Annotated in this window: 13 protein-coding genes and 2 tRNA genes; 6 read left to right on the forward strand and 9 right to left on the reverse strand. The window is 54.2% G+C overall.

Annotation, left to right across the window (positions count from 1 at the left end):
* Positions 1–109 precede the first annotated feature (109 nt).
* The 3 genes from ACP4QI_RS07570 (at position 110) to ACP4QI_RS07580 (ending at position 2,905) form a co-directional block, all read left to right on the forward strand.
* Positions 110–1,738: an ABC transporter substrate-binding protein gene (locus tag ACP4QI_RS07570; protein ID WP_426494951.1), complete on the forward strand. Its 1,629-nt coding sequence runs from the start codon at positions 110–112 to the stop codon at positions 1,736–1,738.
* 145 nt (positions 1,739–1,883) lie between these two features.
* Positions 1,884–1,971 (forward strand) — tRNA-Ser (locus ACP4QI_RS07575).
* A gap of 358 nt (positions 1,972–2,329) precedes the next feature.
* Positions 2,330–2,905 carry a hypothetical protein gene (locus tag ACP4QI_RS07580; protein WP_285110739.1) on the forward strand — a complete coding sequence of 192 codons (576 nt, stop codon included), beginning with the start codon at positions 2,330–2,332 and terminating at the stop codon, positions 2,903–2,905.
* Positions 2,906–3,031: 126 nt separating this feature from the next.
* On the opposite strand, the gene ACP4QI_RS07585 is transcribed toward ACP4QI_RS07580, so the two are convergent.
* From ACP4QI_RS07585 to ACP4QI_RS07595, 3 genes are all read right to left on the reverse strand, one after another.
* Complete coding sequence (locus tag ACP4QI_RS07585) at positions 3,032–3,319, reverse strand: hypothetical protein (protein WP_142488969.1); 288 nt, start codon at positions 3,317–3,319, stop codon at positions 3,032–3,034.
* Positions 3,320–3,730: 411 nt separating this feature from the next.
* A complete protein-coding gene (locus ACP4QI_RS07590) occupies positions 3,731–5,410 on the reverse strand; it encodes a glycoside hydrolase family 43 protein (RefSeq protein WP_426494950.1) in 1,680 nt (559 codons plus the stop codon).
* 64 nt (positions 5,411–5,474) lie between these two features.
* Positions 5,475–6,914, reverse strand: a complete 1,440-nt coding sequence (locus ACP4QI_RS07595; protein ID WP_185902419.1) for an MFS transporter — start codon at positions 6,912–6,914, stop codon at positions 5,475–5,477.
* Between the two features lie 507 nt (positions 6,915–7,421).
* Between ACP4QI_RS07595 and ACP4QI_RS07600 the strand changes: the two genes are divergently transcribed.
* The gene (locus tag ACP4QI_RS07600) at positions 7,422–8,801 is read left to right on the forward strand and encodes a carbohydrate porin (RefSeq protein WP_445730301.1); all 1,380 of its coding nucleotides are present in this window, start codon (positions 7,422–7,424) and stop codon (positions 8,799–8,801) included.
* A gap of 35 nt (positions 8,802–8,836) precedes the next feature.
* On the opposite strand, the gene ACP4QI_RS07605 is transcribed toward ACP4QI_RS07600, so the two are convergent.
* From ACP4QI_RS07605 to ACP4QI_RS07625, 5 genes are read right to left on the reverse strand one after another with little or no spacing between them, the layout of a single operon-like run.
* The gene (locus ACP4QI_RS07605; RefSeq protein ID WP_426494925.1) at positions 8,837–9,892 is read right to left on the reverse strand and encodes a LacI family DNA-binding transcriptional regulator; all 1,056 of its coding nucleotides are present in this window, start codon (positions 9,890–9,892) and stop codon (positions 8,837–8,839) included.
* The gene (locus ACP4QI_RS07610; protein ID WP_426494924.1) at positions 9,882–11,309 is read right to left on the reverse strand and encodes an inositol monophosphatase family protein; all 1,428 of its coding nucleotides are present in this window, start codon (positions 11,307–11,309) and stop codon (positions 9,882–9,884) included. The genes ACP4QI_RS07605 and ACP4QI_RS07610 overlap by 11 nt, the downstream gene beginning before the upstream one ends.
* A gap of 39 nt (positions 11,310–11,348) precedes the next feature.
* The gene (locus ACP4QI_RS07615) at positions 11,349–12,452 is read right to left on the reverse strand and encodes an ABC transporter substrate-binding protein (RefSeq protein WP_231312710.1); all 1,104 of its coding nucleotides are present in this window, start codon (positions 12,450–12,452) and stop codon (positions 11,349–11,351) included.
* 25 nt (positions 12,453–12,477) lie between these two features.
* Positions 12,478–13,557, reverse strand: coding sequence for an ABC transporter ATP-binding protein (locus ACP4QI_RS07620; protein ID WP_156263369.1), 1,080 nt, complete (start codon positions 13,555–13,557; stop codon positions 12,478–12,480).
* 1 nt (position 13,558) lies between these two features.
* Entirely contained in the window at positions 13,559–15,382 is a 1,824-nt protein-coding gene (locus ACP4QI_RS07625; protein WP_426494923.1) for an ABC transporter permease, read from the reverse strand.
* Positions 15,383–15,560: 178 nt separating this feature from the next.
* Between ACP4QI_RS07625 and ACP4QI_RS07630 the strand changes: the two genes are divergently transcribed.
* Together ACP4QI_RS07630 and ACP4QI_RS07635 are read left to right on the forward strand one after the other, a co-directional pair.
* Positions 15,561–15,648, forward strand: a tRNA-Ser gene (locus ACP4QI_RS07630).
* Between the two features lie 175 nt (positions 15,649–15,823).
* A complete protein-coding gene (locus ACP4QI_RS07635) occupies positions 15,824–16,270 on the forward strand; it encodes a transposase (protein WP_142488978.1) in 447 nt (148 codons plus the stop codon).
* A 171-nt stretch (positions 16,271–16,441) separates the two neighbouring features.
* On the opposite strand, the gene ACP4QI_RS07640 is transcribed toward ACP4QI_RS07635, so the two are convergent.
* Positions 16,442–17,545: an NADH:flavin oxidoreductase/NADH oxidase gene (locus tag ACP4QI_RS07640; protein WP_142488979.1), complete on the reverse strand. Its 1,104-nt coding sequence runs from the start codon at positions 17,543–17,545 to the stop codon at positions 16,442–16,444.
* Positions 17,546–17,621 lie beyond the last annotated feature (76 nt).

Raw genomic sequence — 17,621 nt, forward strand, 5'->3', positions numbered from 1 at the left:
GGATTAATCAGATCAAGCTCTTATAGGTCACTGAAATATATTGCCTTATTCCAGCCGCAACGCTAAGAGTTATTTTGCGTCGACAAAACGAAACGATAAGGCGAAGGACATGAAACCATCATCACGCGCGACATTTACACTCTCTTTGCTGACGGCAGGCATCCTTTGCGCAAGCGCAACGGCCTTTGCCGCCAGCGTACCGGCAGGCACTGAGCTGGCAGAGAAGCAGGAACTGGTCAGGAATAATGGCAATGAACCGGCATCGCTCGATCCGCATAAAGTCGAAAGCGACGTCGAATTCAATATTATCAGCGATTTGTTCGAAGGTCTGGTCAGCGTCTCGCCGGACGGGGAGATCCAACCGCGGCTGGCTGAGAAATGGGAGAATAAGGACAACACCGTCTGGACGTTCCATCTTCGCCCGGGCATTACCTGGAGTGACGGCACTGCCATCACCGCTCAGGACGTGGTCTGGAGCTGGCAACGGCTGGTGGATACTAAAACTGCTTCGCCCTACGCCAGCTACCCCGGCAGCATGCATCTGCTGAACGCCACCGATATCGCCGAGGGCAAGAAATCTCCCGACACCCTGGGAGTAAAAGCCCTGAATGACACCACCCTTGAAGTGACGCTAACCCAGCCTAACGCCGCCTTCCTTGCCATGCTGGCGCACCCGTCGCTGGTGCCGGTCGATAAGGTGCTGATTGGCCGCTATGGCGATAAGTGGACCAAGCCGGAGCACTTTGTCAGCAGCGGGGCCTATACCCTCAGCCAGTGGGTGGTCAACGAGCGGATCGTTGCCGAGCGTAACCCGCGCTACTGGGACAACGCCCATACGGTGATCAACAAGGTGACGTACCTGCCGATCGCCTCCGAAGCCGCCGACGTCAACCGCTACAAGGCGGACGAAATTGATATTGTCTATACCGTGCCAATCAACCAGTTTTCCCAGCTGCAAAAAACGCTGGGCAGCGAGCTGGATGTCTCCCCGCAACTGGCGACTTATTACTACGAATTCAACACCACCCGCCCGCCGTTTAACGACCCGCGCGTGCGTCAGGCGCTGAACCTGGCGTTGGATAAAGACATTATCGCCGGGAAGGTGTTAGGGCAGGGGCAGCGTCCGGCGTGGGTCATCAGCCAGCCGGATATCGGCGGTGTTAAACTGCACAATCCGGACTACGCCAGCTGGCCGCTGGAAAAACGCATTGCCGAAGCGAAAAAACTGCTGAACGAGGCGGGCTATAACGACAGCCATCCGCTGAGCTTTAATCTGCTGTATAACACCTCGGAGTCGCACCAGCGGATTGCCATCGCTGCCAGCTCGATGTGGAAGAAAAACCTCGGCGTGGAGGCGAAGCTGCAAAACCAGGAATGGAAAACGATGCTGGACACCATGCACACCCACAACTTTGATGCGGTGCGCTATGCCTGGATCGCCGATTACGACGATGCGGCCACCTTCCTGAATAACTTCCGTACCGGCGACAGTCAAAATACCAGCCAGTACAGCAATCCGGCCTATGACGAGGCGCTGGACAACGCCGCAAAAGCGAAGACCACCGCCGAGCGCGGCACCTTCTACCAGCAGGCTGAAGATCTGCTGGCGCGGGACGTACCGGCGATCCCGGTTTATCACTACGTGCGCACCCACCTGGTGAAGCCGTGGGTAGGGGGCTTTACGCCGGATAAGCTGGGGTACTATTACACCAAAGACATGTACATCAAAAAGCACTGAGTATCGGCGGTGAGATGTTGTGCTGATAAAATGGTCAATGCGTTGTCTATTCAACCGATTAAACGCATTTTGACTATTTTTCAGGCGAACGATCGCGGGTGCGCTTTACAGGGTGCCCGGAGGTGTTTATAGTTCGCCTCACTTAGGAAGCGTGGCCGAGCGGTTGAAGGCACCGGTCTTGAAAACCGGCGACCCGAAAGGGTTCTAGAGTTCGAATCTCTACGCTTCCGCCAAATTTGAAAGCCCTGCGATAGCAATATCGCAGGGCTTTTTTGTTACTGCTTTTTATTAAAAGCTGATACCGTTTAAACAATGAGTTTAACCAGCTCACTGAGCAGGGCCCACCGGTCATCACAGGCAGTGGCCAGTGTTGCGGTCACCAGCCGGAAGGACAGGAATGCTAAATGAATAGAAATAGCAATCAGGAATGAAGTACTTCATATTGCAATGAAAATATAATTTCTCTGCTGTCTTCATTTTCTTTTCTACTTAGTTACAATATCCACTTGAAAATATGGGTGAGTAAATTCTCATAAGAAAATAAGTTGTTAACTACGCATCAAAGCTAATTAATAATAAAGAGGATTTGTTATGGGTGTAAGACAAGATGGTGATGGGAATTATGTAACAAATGCCAGACCTCATTTACAGTACGATACTGAATCACAGGCTCGAATTGCAGACGCGAAGGAAAAATATCAATCAGAACTTGCTAACTCTGCTCTTAATTCGTCGCATCATGAGGGTGATCAGGTTATAGGTCAGGCTATTGGGTATCTTATAGTCGCCTGCCTGGCCTGGGCGATTGTTTTTGGTTTAATTCTCATTCCCGGGCTCAATTCTGCGGGTATGTTAGTTTATCAGGGCGGTATTCTCGCAGTTCCTGGCGGGATCGTATGGTTTGTACTCAAGGGTGCATACTCTATTCTTACTGTACCCATGATGATAGGGAGTGTGGTTAATCCCTACGATCTGGGTACAAATCTGATATGGCAGGCCATTGTGATGGCGATCACTACAGTCGTCATTTATAAATTCAGGCGAAAAATTAAAAAACCCATTTTATACCTGACAGGGTTTCTCGCGATACTGGCCTATATTTCCGTTGGGCTTGTTGCGCTCAATGATAACTTATGGTCGGCTTTTAAAATGTTCCCCTATCTTTGATTAATATCCTGTCCAGTTGTTCATTTATGAAATTTGCAGTTTTATCTGATTCCCGGTATGTCTGCCGGGAATCTCTGTTCTGTCGTAGTGCGGAGTTTATAAAGAATATACAGCAACCGAACGCACTCAGTCTTTCTGTATAATTAAACGCGAATAGACAGTGGCTTTACTCGGATCCATCTGGGAAGTCGATGCCATCTGATCGCTTACTTGCACAATTTTCCAGCCCTGTTTTGCCAGTTCTGGAAGAGTACCTTTAATGCCACTCCCGCAGGTGAAAACCGTGCTGTCATTAATATCTTGTCGACCGCTTGCCAAAGCACTAACTTCAGGCGAACCACAAAAATGCGCTTCTCCGGCAGCAACCGATGCGCTCATACCCAGGAAAATCGTCATGAATAGTATCTTCTTCATTTTATTGCCCCTTCTTAGTCATGCTTTATTTCCCTGGGGAAATAAATCGCCGTAAGTGATCTGTTTATATATTCTGCCGCGAAGCTCATTTAATCGTATATTTATTATGAAACTTAATAACTTCCTTAAAAATCAGCGTTACTGTGAAAATTTCAAAATACTACATGCTAATCTCTTCAGCAACTAAGCACCGAATGATTTATGATAAACCTACTAATAATCATGATGCTTATGCCAAGCGGAAGAGATATTCTGGCAATTATTTGTGCAGGAGAGGTTTGCCAGGACCAGCATTGCTTCATCTACCCGGGTGCCGCATAAAGCCGTTTGCTATTACACGCGCGGCGTCACGGTATCAGGTAGCCCCTTAGAACCTGCGTTATCGTTGCAATAACGCAGGCGTTTTATTATTTAATCAAAACGGGACTCGCTCGCGTCCCAGCTCCAGGCATTATCGCCAGTTTTCTTATCGCCAAGCTCCTGATAAACAAAGTTATAAAACTCTGCGCTGGCATCGTAACCAGAGTAGTCGACTGCCGCCAGGCCAACGAACGCTCCGGTAAAGAAGCCGCCGTAGCTTTGCAGGATATAATCATCAGAAAGAATAGCGGCATCTAACTTAACAGGGATCTCTGTGAAAGTGACGCCATCGAAGCTGTATTCATACGTATAAGTTTCCTTCCGAACTTTCGTGCGGAACCAGACAAATTCTGTGCCCTCCGGGATCTTGATGGCGTTATCTTTCAAATAAGAGGTATATTTTCCACGGTTATTCTCACCTATTTCGATGACAGAGCCGTTGATTTCATTCCAGGTAATGAAAACGAAACTCCAGTGGCGGTCATTATAATAATTCGTCAACCCGGCCATTTGTTGGTAATTAAATGGATTAAATTTGACTTTGACCTGAGCATCAAAATAAAAGGCTTGCCAGCGTCGGGCAATCAGCGAAAGGTTATGGGTATTCGCTAAAGAACCCTGTCCTGTTAACGTCAGCCTTCCATCGCCCGTGGTACCCATTTTTTCTGTAAAGGGGACACGAAGCGTATTCCAGTTAATATCGAGTGTCGCCGTTTTAAAATCATCGTGCTGGCTATGGTCTTTTGCGCTTTCGGTATAAATGGCATCGGTCGGCCCCTCGACAAAGGTTTTTCCACCATGGCCTCCCGCAATACGTGGCCAGCCATCTTCATCCCAGTACACTTTCTGAATAGACGTTTCCCGGCCAAGGGTTGACCAACCACGAGGATCGTAGGCTGACTCACCTGCACGATTCCACGGACGTGCGCAGAGCGAGGCATAATACCACTCACCGCTGGGGGTGGACACCAACGCCCCATGCCCCTGCTTCTGGATATAGCTGTCTGGCGTATCGACGTTAGTTAAGAAGACTTCGCCGGGCTCTGTTTCAAAACTGTTGGCCTCTAAGGTTCTGGATCGCGCAACCACCTCCTGGTGGGTAAATACAGTCCCGCCCTGAGCGGCGAAAAGATAGTAATAGCCGTTCAGTTTATAGAGATGTGGCCCCTCTACCAGTGCAACGGCTGTGCCGCGATAAATAGTCCGCGCTGTCTCTGGTTTTAATTTTAATGTCCGGGTATCCAGCTCCGTTAAGGTAATACCATCAAAAGGATGATGGTACTCTCGGTGATCCCAGGTTTGTTGAACCAAATATTTACGCCCGTCTTCATCATGGAACAGTGACGCATCAAAGCCGACCCCATTTAGTTTGATGGGATCGGTCCACGGACCACGTATATCTGTTGCGGTGGTCAGATAATTTGTCATGTCCTTAAAAGCGCCTTCTGTGATTTTCACATCTGTATAAACCAACCAGAATTTGCCATCGGCGTATGAGAGCGCCGGAGCCCAAATCCCGCCAGAAGAGGGGTTGCCTTTCATATCTAAAAGCGCTGTTGTGGACAGAGGACTGGGCAGAAGAGTCCAGTTTTGCAGGTCTTTTGATTCATGCAAGCGAACGCCAGGGAACCACTCAAACGTTGAGTTTGCGATATAGTAGGTATCTTCTACACGGATAATGCTTGGGTCTGGGTTAAAACCAGGGAGTACAGGGTTCTGAATAAGTGACATAACATTCTACCTTTTAAATTTTACTGACTTATATCGTTCTAAGACATTTTTAATGAAAATAAAACTAAACGCGGATCTCATCAAGCTGACGGTTAATATCCGTGACATGTTTATCTGAGATAGGATAAATGTGAATGACGATCATCGAGATAAACGCTAACACGATTGGGATCCAGACCGCAGTGATGATTATTCCGTCAATAGCATTGGCGCTCTGCTGTGCCCCTGTTTCGTTAAAGCCATAAACAGCCAGTAACCACAGTGGAATCGCTCCGCCGATAGTAAAACCAATTTTGAAAAAGAGACCCATAATGGCGTTGATGATGGCAGCATTTCGCTTGCCTGATTTTAATTCACCATAAGCAATGACTTCAGGAACAAGTGCCCACATGAATCCGGTAGCCGACGTTAAGCCCCACTGTTTAATGAATGTAGCGATGTAAGCCAGCCAGAGCGCATCATGCATACCCTCACGTGACCAAACGTAAGTTAATAATTCCCCTACAATAAACATGCCCAGGAAAATGTGGAAGAATCCTTTTTTACCGAAGATTTTCTTCAGTTTGGGCCAAAAAATCGGGAACAGGATGCCCGGTATTGAGGCGACAAGGCCAACGGCGCCCATCCATTCGGAATGGCCGACAACATACTGATTGAAAAAGCCATTTACCGTGTTCATGAAGAACATGAACGTAAAGGCCAGCATGAAAAAGAGTCCGAGAATAACCAGAGGGCGGTTATTTTTGAGTTCAAGGAATAAATCTGTCGTTTTTACGTTGGCCGTTTGCTCGGCAGAGGCAACCACACGTTCTTTAGTGAATTTATAGCAAATGAAAAGTGCAACCGCTCCGATTACCATATAAATCGAGTAAACGCCAAACCAGGCGTAGTTCGCTGATGGATCGGTATAGTTCCCCATATTGAGCTCAAGGCCAAAGAACCCCGTATCCTTAAGGCTCCGATCCTTTGGCGAGGCCATCTGGACAAACATAGGGAAGAGGGTATAGACCAGCAGATTGGCACTGTTAGCCAACATCATTCGCGTACTGGTCAGTTTATCAATCGATTCAGGATCTCTTGTTAAAGAAGCATTCAGGGAACCATAAGGTATGTTCACTACGGAATAAACGAGATCCAGTGCCAGATAAACGATAAACGCAAAGGGAACGGAACCTTTGACGCCCGGAATGGGCGCAAAAAGTAAAGCGGAAAGAATAACGAGCGGAACGCCGGCCCTTAAAATCCAGGGGCGATACTTGCCAGCCGCTGAACTTCTTTTGTCAACATAGGTGCCTACCATCGGATCCCAAAAAACGTTGATGATGCGCACAAAAAGAAATATGAATCCCGCCGTTGCTGTACCGATTGTATTTACGGTCAACATGTGAAGTGCCAGAAAACCCCCTATCGTCCCAAACACAAGGTTTTGCGCAAAGTCACCCATCCCGTAACCAATCCGTTCCCCACGAGATAATTTATGATATTCATCATGCCGGCTTTGCATTATGTTTTTACTCATTCTAATCCGATCTCCGATTTGTTTTATGAATGTTAAGCTCTTTCTGACACAGGTGGTCCGGGAGAATCCATTACGTTTTTAAATTAAGTAATTATGTTTTTTTACTTCTGTGATCGTCGAGCGCTGGTTTATATAGCCTCACTAAATAGTTCAGCCGCCGGGTTGTCAATGTGGTGGAAATATAAGGTTATTTTTGCGACGCGGTTCACGTTTGAGCATTATCTTACTCTGATAGTGAAATAACGTAATTGAGCAATCGGCCAGAAAAATAGAGGGTATGTCTCAGCCGATTATTGGCCGCTTCCTGTGAGCGCCCACATTTTTTGAATTCAACATGAATAATTCTGTGAAGGAGATAACCTTACGATAATAGTGTGAACCTCTGGACCCTAAAAAATAAAAATCAACCTTTTCTGATGATAGCGACATATTCTGTCAATCCGGAACGGGGTGGTTATTGTCTGAATAAAATTTAAATATATTGAGATAACCATGAATATGATTAAAAAACTTCCATTAACAATGGCGGTAATCGCCGCGCTTTGCCCGGTTTCCGGATTCGCACAGGAATTTACGCAGGAGCAAATCGACGCCATTGTGGCCAGAGCGGTGGATAAAGCCCTGGCGGATCGCCAGGCGAAAATGGATGCCGCGGTGGCGAAAAAAGCCGACGTCATCAACGAACCGCAAAGCGCCGCCCAGTCCCCGGATATGGCGATCCCGTTCGGGATTAAATTTACCGGCTATGCCCGCTACGGGGCGCACTTCCAGGCCGCCGATCAGAAATACGTCGCGGTGGACGGCTCCTATAACGGCGCCTCGGCGATCGGCCGTCTGGGTAACGAAGGCAACGGCGGTGAGTTCCAGCTCTCAAAAGCCTTCAAGGGCGAAAACGGGGCCATCTGGGACGTCAACGTGATGATCGACCACTGGGGCGACGAGGTTAACCTGAAGAAGGCCTACGCCGGGGTGACCAACATTCTGGCGTCCAACCCGAACGCCTATCTCTGGGCCGGGCGTGACTTCCACCAGCGTCCGCAGCAGGGCATCAACGACTACTTCTGGATGAACCACGACGGCCAGGGTGCCGGGGTGAAGAACTTCGACATCGGCGGCGTGCAGTTTGACGTGGCGACCGTGGCGGCAGTCGAATCCTGTAGCCCGGAAGTGATGGACGACGAGGCCAACCCGTCGCGCATCACCTGTACCGGCGGCTCCGGCACCGGCGACAAGGGCAACTACGCGGCCACCTCCAAAATTCACGGCATGAAGCTCGGCCCCATCGACCTGGAGCTGTACGCCAACTACGGCTTTGACTCGAAAGCCATCGACACCGAAGAGCGCACCAACGCCTGGCAGGGCGGCGTGGTCCTGAGCCACACCAACGACAGCGGCGTGAACAAGGTGATCGCCCGCTACTCTGATAACTCCGATAACAGCGTGTTCAACAAAACCGAGGACCTGACCACGGTGTACGCCAGCTTCGAAGGGCTGCACAAGTTCACCCAGGCGACCCAGGTGGAGTACATTCTGGCCTTCCACGACTACGACAACAGCCGTGACAGCACCGACAACCGCAAGAACTACAACGCCATCGTGCGGCCGATGCACTGGTGGAACGACGTGCACTCCACCTGGCTGGAAGCGGGCTGGCAGCATGTTGATTACGACAACGGCGGGGATAACAAGGGCTGGAAGCTGACCCTGTCGCAGAACATGTCCATCGCGATGGGCCCGGAATTCCGTCCGATGCTGCGCTTCTACGTCACCGGCGGCAAGGTGGATAACGAACGCACCGCCCGCGTGAACAACACGAAAGATGAAACGCTCGACGACTTCAACGTCGGCGCGATGTGGGAAGCCTGGTTCTAAATCAACTGCGCCCGGCGGCGCTGCGCTTACCCGGCCTACGGTTTTTGTAGGCCCGTGCAAGCGCAGCGCCGCCGGGCAAGACCCGTGGTCCGCCGTTTCACCAGCTGCGCCCTGAACACCCGGCGGGCCGGTTTTTCCGCATCCGCTGCAAGCAGCATGTCACAGGCAGCCTCCGCCATCTCTGCCAGCGGTTGGGCGAAGGTCGTCAACTGATACCCCAGCCAGCTGGCCTGTTCGATATCATCAAAACCAATAACGCTGATGTCCTCCGGAATGCGCAGGCCAAACTCGTGGCGGGCGGCATCGATAAAACCGCAGGCGATGAGATCCGTGACGCAGAAGACGCCGTCCGGCGGTGAGGCCTGGCTGAGCAATTCCCGTGCGGCGAGGACGCCGGTCTGGTAACTGGCGCTACCGGGACGGATAAGCGTGACCTCGCTCCCCGTTTCGGCGGCGGCGTCCAGAAAGCGCGTTTCACGGGTAATCATGCTCGGGGAGCGGGCAGAGGAGGAGACCACAGCCAGACGGCGGCAGTTTGCGGCAATCAGGCAGTCATATGCTTCTTTCATCGTCGAGCTGTAATCGATATCAATATTGTCCGCGCTGGGGAACTGGCCCATACGGTTGATGGCAATTACCTGTTGCCCGCTCTGCAGGCAGAGTTCAATCAATGTCCCGGGTGGTTTGCCCGACAGCACGATGGTGGCGGTTGAGCGATAGTTCAGCGTTTGCTGTAGCGCCTCCCGGGCACTCGTTTCGTCATCGTCGGTATTGATCACCATCACCGCGCGTCCGGCCTGGTGTAGACGGCGGGTCAGGTGGTCGAGCAGGCTGGACTGCCAGGGAAACGACAGATTGCCGCCCAGAATACAGACCGGACGGCTCTCCTCCCGGGAGAGCCCCCGCGCCAGATGATTGACGTGGTAATTCAGCGCTTCAGCGGCGGCCAGTACTTTACGCCGGGTATCCTCAGACACGCTGCGACCCGGCGTAAAGGTGCGTGACACCGCAGAACGGGAGACCCCTGCCAGGCGCGCCACCTCGGTGGCGCTGGCGAAGCCGGGATTTTTCCGCAGGCTGTTATTGCTCATGACGCTGTTCCACTCCGGCGATGGCCCGTTCGCGGATAATGGCATGTTCGGCCAGGCGGATCAGCGACGGCTTCGGCGTTTCATACCACTCGTCCGGGTGGAGCTGGCGCCGGTCGCGGATAAGATCGATAGCTGCCTCGAGCGTCGGGAAGCGTGCCGGGCACTCCAGATGCATAAACAGCGCCACCAGAGCGACAGAGCGGCTGCGCCCGCCGCGACAGTTGACGAGGATATTGCCGCGCTTGCGGACAGGGTAGGAGGCTTTATCCGGGATCTGCTGGAGCAACGCCGAACGCATCAGCTGATAGCCAGCGTGCAGCATTTCTGGTGCATTGCCTTCGCCGTCGACCAGCCCCAGCTTGTAATAGCGGACCGGGCCTGAGCCATGAGATAACAGGTGCGGAGGCGCACTGGCTTCCGGACGTATCACCCAGTCGATATCGAGGTTGACCGCGCAGTTAATCACGACCCCGATATCATGTTCGGCCAGCAGGGCCGCATCGCTGACACCACTGGATCCGCCAATATAAATATCCACGCCCCAGCCGGGAAAATCCTCGGCGATCAGGCTGATGGGCGGGCGAGGGTAGTGCCCTGCCGCGGGTTTCGCCTCTGTTTCGATCGTCAGCGGGATCCCTGCCGCAGCCGCAAGTTTCGCCGCAATGCCCGGCGCGGCAGCCAGCACCGGCAGGCCGTTGAAAATTCCCCCGGCAGTTTCAGGAATAACCCCCGTCACGCCACCGGCTTCGCGCACCAGTAAAAGCCCCGCCAGGCAATCCCAGGCGTTCATATGAATTTCGAGATACCCGTCGGTGCGGCCTTCCGCCACCCATGCCAGCGCCAGCGCCCCGGAGCCGCCCCGACGCACGCTGGCGCCCAGCGTGAGCAGCGAGCCCAGCACCTTAAGATAGTGATTCTGGCTATGGCGGGAAGACCAGCCCAGCTCAACGGCGGCCCGCTGCGGGTCGGTAATGGCGGTGCAGCGCAGCGGCTGGTCGTTTTTCAGGGCGTAATGGCCGCGACGGGCCAGATAAAGCTCCTGGCTTACCGGGTTATAAATCGCCCCCAGCTCGGTAACACCCTGGCGAACCCACGCCATGCAGACACAAAAATGGGGGATGCCGCGGGCAAAGTTGGCGGTGCCATCGATGGGATCCACCACCCACAGGCTCTCCGCGCTGGCAGGCTGGCTGGCGGACTCTTCGCCGAGGATCAAATCGTCCGGGAACGCCCCGGCAAGGGCCTCCAGAACCTGCTTCTCAACGAAGGTATCGGCCTCGGTCAGGATATCCTGATGGCCCTTCAGTTCATACTCGCCCGCTTTTCGCGACCGGAAGAAGCGCAGGGCAGTATCCCCGGCGTCAACGATAATGCGCCTCAGCGCGGCTTCCCGCTGTTCAATATCATGAGTAGTCAAAGTGTGCTGCCTGTTCAGAATGAAAATGTACGCTGAAAACTACTTTTTGTAGTTCAGGCTCCAGATGTCCTGCCAGTCCTGGCGGCTTGCCCAGTCGCCCTGGGCGGTGGCCGTCAGGTATTCCATCAGCTCGCCGCGATGTTTTTCAATCCCGGAGGCTTCGTCGGCGGGGAGGTTGACCTTCTGGTTGGTGGACATTTTACCGTCCACGCCCTGGGGCGCGATGCCTTCGGCGGTCAGCAGATAGTGGGTAAAGAGCTTCGCGGTGTTCGGGCTTTTACTGCCGGTGGCGACCACGCCGAGGCTGGGGTAGTTCCAGCCGATGAACGGCTTCAGGCCGCTGCACAGACCCAGCTTCATCCCCTGCTTGTTGTCGCGGAACTTGGCGGTTGACACCAGGCCGACAAAGTCGGTTTTGCTGTCCGGCGCGCCGATGGCGGATGCCGCGTCGTTATCGGAGTGAGTGAGCAGTACACCGTTGGCCGCCAGCGCCTTCACAAAGGCTGCGGTTGCGGATTTTTCGTCGGTTTGCAGCGGCTTGCCAAATTGCTGCTGATAAGCATCGCGAACCTGCCGATCGTAGTGGGTTTCCATCTGGCTGAACCAGTCGGTATAGGCCGGTTTGCTGGTGGGATCCTGCATCGCGACGCGGCCCCGCCATTTCGGCTCGGTCAACTGCCAGAGGTTTGTCACCGGGCAGGTAGCGTGATGATCGGTATTATAGGCAAACACGTTTGGCGCCAGCACCACTGTCAGGGGCTCCTGATAGCGGGCGGCAATGTCGTCTTTCAGATCGTCCGGCACCCAGCTCTGGACATAGCCTTTTTTGAGTAGCTGCGTCATCCCGGCAGGGGCGTCCTCAACGATAGCGACATCGGCGCGAACGTTTTTGGCCTGCGCTTCCCGGCTCATGATTTCAATGATTTGCGGCGCATCGGCTTTCACGCCCACGGCCTGCAAGCCGTACTGCTCGCTAAAGGCTTTTGCCTGCTGCACGATTTTACCGGTCGAGGCATAAACGGTAATCGGCTGCTCCTGTTTCGCGGCGGCGATCAGCTTTTGCAGATCGAAGGTTTCAGCCTGAGCGACGGCGCTGCTCAGCAGGGCACTGGTGATAAGGACGGCGGACAACTTGCGCTTCATGTGAGTTCCTTAAGGGTCAATGGGGTTAATTCGCGGTCACGTCGTGACGCAGTCCGTTGCGGTTGAAAAAGTGCAGGGACGAGGTCGGGAGCTGGCAATGCACCTGCTGACGCGTCTGCCAGCGCGGTCGCAGCTGCGTGGAGTGGAACAGCCGATCTTCCCCGGCCACCAGCTCAATCACCCAGCTTCCACCGGTGGGCATAATGTTATCGATGGTCATCGGAACGGCGTTGCTGCAAGACTCTGCGCTCAGCACAATCTCTTCCGGGCGGATACCGCAGAGCTGGGTCTGATCGTGCAGGGTAAAGCGCCGTTGCAGATGCTGCGCCAGCTCGCTGCAGGGCTGGTGCAGCGGGATCATGTTCAGGCGCGGGGTGCCAATAAATTCCGCGACAAAGCGGTTGGCCGGGGTAGCGTAAATCTCATCCGGGGTGCCCACCTGCTGCATCTGTCCGGCGCTCATCACCGCAATGGTGGTGGCAAGGGTCATCGCCTCCCACTGATCGTGGCTGACAAACACGATGGTGGTGCCGAAAGTTTCATGCAGGCGACGCAGCTCGGCGCGCATCTCCAGGCGCAGCGTGGCGTCGAGATTCGAGAGCGGCTCGTCCAGCAGCAGCACGCCAGGATTGACCGCCAGCATACGGGCCAGGGCCACGCGCTGCTGCTGGCCGCCGGAGAGCTGCGCCGGATAGCGTTTGGCGTAATCGGCAATGCGCAGTTTTTCCATCACGTCCTGGCAGCGGGCGATACGCGCTTTGGCGGGCACTTTCTGCAGCCGCAGGCCGAAATCCACGTTCTGCTCGACGGTCATATGCGGCCAGAGCGCATAGCTCTGGAAGACCAGCCCGATGCCGCGCTTTTCCGGCGGCACGTACGTGCCCCGGGCGATGGAATCAACGACCTTGTCGCCAATGCTAATTTCCCCGCCGCTGGCGTGCTCAATGCCGGCAATCATCCGCAGGATGGTGGTCTTGCCGCAGCCGGACGGCCCCAGCAGACACATAAACTCGCCGTCTTTCACCGTCAGGTTGATGTTGTTCACCGCCGGGGCATCGCTGCCAGGGTAGGTTTTGGTGAGATTCGTTAATTGAATATCAGGCATCTTATTTCTCCAGACCATCAGCCAGACCGGTACCGGTGATCCGCTGGATCATCACCGTGCCAGCCCATGAAATCAGGGCAATCATCAGCACCACGGCATTGGCCGCCTGCTGGTAGTTGTAGTCAATCAGGCGCAGGGACCAGGTCGTCAGCACGTCGGTGGCCGGGGTGGCGAGGATGACGAACAGGCTGACCCCTTTAATCCCTGAGATAAACGGCAGCAGGATCCCGGTCGCCAGCGGCGCAGCCTGAATCGGGATAACGATGCGGCGAAGTCGCGCGAACCAGCCGGCACCGGCAATCCGCGCCGCTTCTTCGGCTTCTTTGCCGAGCTGGGTCATCGCCGCGATGCCGGAGCGGCTGGCGTAGGGCATTTTTTCGGCAATCAGCGCGAGGATCAGAATAAACGGGGTGCCGTACAGGGCCGGAACCGGCCCCCGGGCCACGGCAAACAGCGACAGAAAGGCGGCGGCGAAGGCAATGCCCGGCACCAGATAGGGCAGGAAGGTCAGCTGGCGCAGGAAGGCGGCGACCCAGCGGAAGTGGCAGCGCAGCACCGCGTAGCCCACCAGCAGGCCCAGCACGCCGCAGGCGAGAGAGGCCGAGCCGACGATGACCAGCGTGTTCCCCACCGTGCGCCAGAATTCGGGGCTCAGCAGAATACCGTTGTGCAGGGCTACGGTGTCGAGGTTGTGACCAATCCAGTAATCGAGGGTGAAGTTATCGGCGCTAAAGCGGCCCGGGAGGATCATCACCGTTGACAGGAACAGGGTCAGCAGCGGGATCGCCACTCCCAGCAGCACGAATACCAGCGGCAGGGCGGTAGCGGCGCTGCGCCAGCGTCCCAGGCTGCGCCGGCGCTCCATCACCCCTTTTCCGCCGAGGGTCACAAAGCGTTTCGCCTCGCGCAGCATTTTCATATCCAGCATCAGGGTCAGCATGCCCATCAGCATGATCACCGCCGCAATCACCGCCGCCACGCCGGACTGGCGCGTGCCGATGGCCCGGTACAGCCCGGTGGAGAGCGTATCGAAATGCACCGGCAGGCCAAGAATATAGGGCAGGGCGAACTCGCCGATACAGTCAGCGAAAATCAGCAGGGCGGCAGAGAGCAGCGCCGGGCGTACCAGCGGGATGATAATTTTAAAGGCGATAACCCGGCGGGATGCGCCGAGAACCTGGGCGCACTCCTCCATCTGGCTGTCCATGCGCTTCAGGGCATTGCCGACAATCAGGATCACCAGCGGGGCGTAGTGCAGCGCCATAATGGTCACGATGGGGAAATAGCCGTAGGCCATCCAGTTCGGGGTCTGGATCCCCATCGCCTCCAGCCATCCCGGCTGCCCGCCTATGGCGTGATTCTTGAAGATGGTGCTCCATGCCAGGGCGAAGGTCCAGGAGGGCAGCATAAAGGGGACGATAAGCAGGGTGGCAAACCACTTGCGGCCCGCGATATCGGTACGATTCACCAGCCATGCCAGCACGATGCCAACCACCAGGGCGATGGTGACGGTGCTCAGCGCCACCGCTAGGGTATTAAGCAACGGCGTCCAGAGCAGGATATCGGACATACGTGAACTGAGCGTGCGCAGCAGGTACCAGGCGGTAAATGCCCCCTCGGTTGCTCCGGTACGGCCTTCATCGCCGCTCTGCACCAGCACCGCGTTCAGCAACACGGAAATGACCGGAGCCAGGATTATCCAGCTGAACAGCGCGAGCAGCAGCACAGCCAGCAGGTTGGCGGGCTCATGGCTGACAATCGACAGAGTATGACGGAGCTTTTGCCACGCGCTGTGGCGTGGGTAGATATCAGATGGGTAAGACACTCGTTGACCCCTGGCTGTGAAAGACAGTCAGGAATATATCGACGAAATGTTACATTTTTGCTAAAAGTTTGCACATATGTGCAAAAAAGTGCGCCGGGTGCAAAACCGGAACATTATCAAATTCTTCAATTAGCCTCTTTACATAGCGCACAGAGATGTTTATAGTGCGCCTCACTCTGGAAGCGTGGCCGAGCGGTTGAAGGCACCGGTCTTGAAAACCGGCGACCCGAAAGGGTTCTAGAGTTCGAATCTCTACGCTTCCGCCAAATTTAAGGCGAAATCAAAATTTACGATAATTTTCGGTTTCTCCTGCATAAAAAGCCCGTGAAAACGGGCTTTTTTGTATCTAGAATCTGTACCTCTCTCACTCAGAATCTTTTCCGTTACTCATCTTGCAGGTGAGGGCAAATCCCATCTATGTTCTGCGAAGGAAGAGACTCGATGAGTAAAAAGCGTTTTACAGACGAACAAATTGCAGATTTTCTTCGCCAGGCTAAAGAAGGCGTACCTGATAAAGCGTTGTGCGAAAAATATGCTTTCAGTATCAGTACACTTCGACGCTGGAAAGCGCTGCATGATAGCGCCATCAGGCAAAAATTAAAAAAAATGGAATCTACCGCAGCAGTCGTCTATTTGGGCATAATAGCTGTTAGCTTGCTGCTGGCGATCTTTTCTCATAAGGTCGGTGGTGTGTTATTCATATTTTTCATGCTGGGTTATTGCGTTTATTATATTGCTCAATTTCGAAAGACGTCCGGATTATTTGTTGCAACGGATAATGTCTTTGTTTCTCGCACAGGATTGGGGGCAAGTAATGCATTTTACTGGTTCAGCTGGATATTTGTTATTTTGTTTACGCTCTGCGCGGCATATATGATTTTGCGTTAATTCTTATTCCCGCGCCTTCGAGCAGAACTTGTCTCTTTTTTAACTTAGCAATGGTGAGTGCTTTGGTTCACTTCATCATTATCTAATCTGTTCTCGCAGAGTTTTGGGCTTTTTTATCTCTGAGCGCTTGAAGAGTACCCGTGATGCCACGGGTACTTGCCAGAGACAGGATCAGGACTTAAACAGGTTCTTCAGCGTGTGGGGCTGACAGCGCAGATACTGATCCGGCGCATGCACCTGCGCACCCAGCTCCGCCGCCGCATGCCACGGCCAGCGCGGATTGTAGAGCGCGCCACGGGCGATCCCGATAATATCCGCATCTCCACTGGCGACGATGGATTCTGCATGTTCCGGGTCGGTGATTAAGCCCACCGCCACCACCGGAATCTTCACGGCAGCTTTCACCGCTCTTGCCAGCGGCACCTGATAGCCTGGGTAGACCTCAATCTGCTGATCGGGGTGCAGGCCGCCGCTGGAGACGTGAATCGCATCCACTCCGCGGGCTTCCAGCATCTTCGAGAATTCTACGGCTTCCTCAAGGTTAAAACCGCCCTCAACCCAGTCCGTCGCGGAGATACGCACGCTGATCGCTTTATCGGCAGGGAAGGCTTCCCGCACCGCGTCGACGATCTCCAGCGGGAAGCGGGCCCGGTTTTCCAGCGAACCGCCGTAATTATCCGTGCGCTGGTTAGAGAGCGGGGATAAAAATTGATGTAACAGATAGCCATGCGCGGCGTGGATCTGGATCAGGTCAATACCCAGTCGGGCGGCACGTTTTGCGGCCTGTGCGAACTGGCTGCGGATTTCGGCTAACCCGTTGCTGTCGAGAGCGGTCGGGAGGGTATAGCCCTCGCTGTAAGGCACTGCGGAAGGGGCTAAGGTCTGCCAGCCACCCTGCTGATCGGGTGGGATTTGCCCGTGCTTATCCCAGGGCTTGTAGGTTGAGGCTTTGCGGCCCGCATGGGCCAGCTGGATGCCGACAGGAATATTTGACCACTTACGGAGAGTCTTGAGCACCCCGGCCATCGCTTCTTCGGTTTTATCATCATAGAGCCCGACGTCAGCGTAGGTGATTCGCCCTTCGGGGGAGACGGCTGCCGCCTCAATGGTCAGCAGGCCCGCGCCGGACTGGGCCAGTTGCCCCAGATGGAGAGTATGCCAGTCAGTCATACAGCCCTCTTCGGCAGAATACTGACACATGGGGGCGATCACGATACGGTTTTCAAGTTCAAGATTGCGGATACGTAACGGTGTAAACAGCTTGGGTTTAGACATACATGTCACTCCGGATTGCAGCGTTAGAAATGGGATTTAGCGATTTTTATCCTTGAATATTCATCAACATACCGTA

This window comes from Leclercia sp. TB492 (assembly GCF_049974505.2).
Lineage (GTDB): Bacteria > Pseudomonadota > Gammaproteobacteria > Enterobacterales > Enterobacteriaceae > Enterobacter > Enterobacter adecarboxylatus_C.

Bases quoted from the DNA above. Each gene is read 5' to 3' on its own strand.
- ACP4QI_RS07570 (WP_426494951.1), top strand. From the start codon at position 110: ATGAAACCATCATCACGCGCGACATTTACACTCTCTTTGCTGACGGCA.
- ACP4QI_RS07580 (WP_285110739.1), top strand. From the start codon at position 2,330: ATGGGTGTAAGACAAGATGGTGATGGGAATTATGTAACAAATGCCAGA.
- ACP4QI_RS07585 (WP_142488969.1), bottom strand. From the start codon at position 3,319: ATGAAGAAGATACTATTCATGACGATTTTCCTGGGTATGAGCGCATCG.
- ACP4QI_RS07590 (WP_426494950.1), bottom strand. From the start codon at position 5,410: ATGTCACTTATTCAGAACCCTGTACTCCCTGGTTTTAACCCAGACCCA.
- ACP4QI_RS07595 (WP_185902419.1), bottom strand. From the start codon at position 6,914: ATGCAAAGCCGGCATGATGAATATCATAAATTATCTCGTGGGGAACGG.
- ACP4QI_RS07600 (WP_445730301.1), top strand. From the start codon at position 7,422: ATGAATATGATTAAAAAACTTCCATTAACAATGGCGGTAATCGCCGCG.
- ACP4QI_RS07605 (WP_426494925.1), bottom strand. From the start codon at position 9,892: ATGAGCAATAACAGCCTGCGGAAAAATCCCGGCTTCGCCAGCGCCACC.
- ACP4QI_RS07615 (WP_231312710.1), bottom strand. From the start codon at position 12,452: ATGAAGCGCAAGTTGTCCGCCGTCCTTATCACCAGTGCCCTGCTGAGC.
- ACP4QI_RS07620 (WP_156263369.1), bottom strand. From the start codon at position 13,557: ATGCCTGATATTCAATTAACGAATCTCACCAAAACCTACCCTGGCAGC.
- ACP4QI_RS07635 (WP_142488978.1), top strand. From the start codon at position 15,824: ATGAGTAAAAAGCGTTTTACAGACGAACAAATTGCAGATTTTCTTCGC.
- ACP4QI_RS07640 (WP_142488979.1), bottom strand. From the start codon at position 17,545: ATGTCTAAACCCAAGCTGTTTACACCGTTACGTATCCGCAATCTTGAA.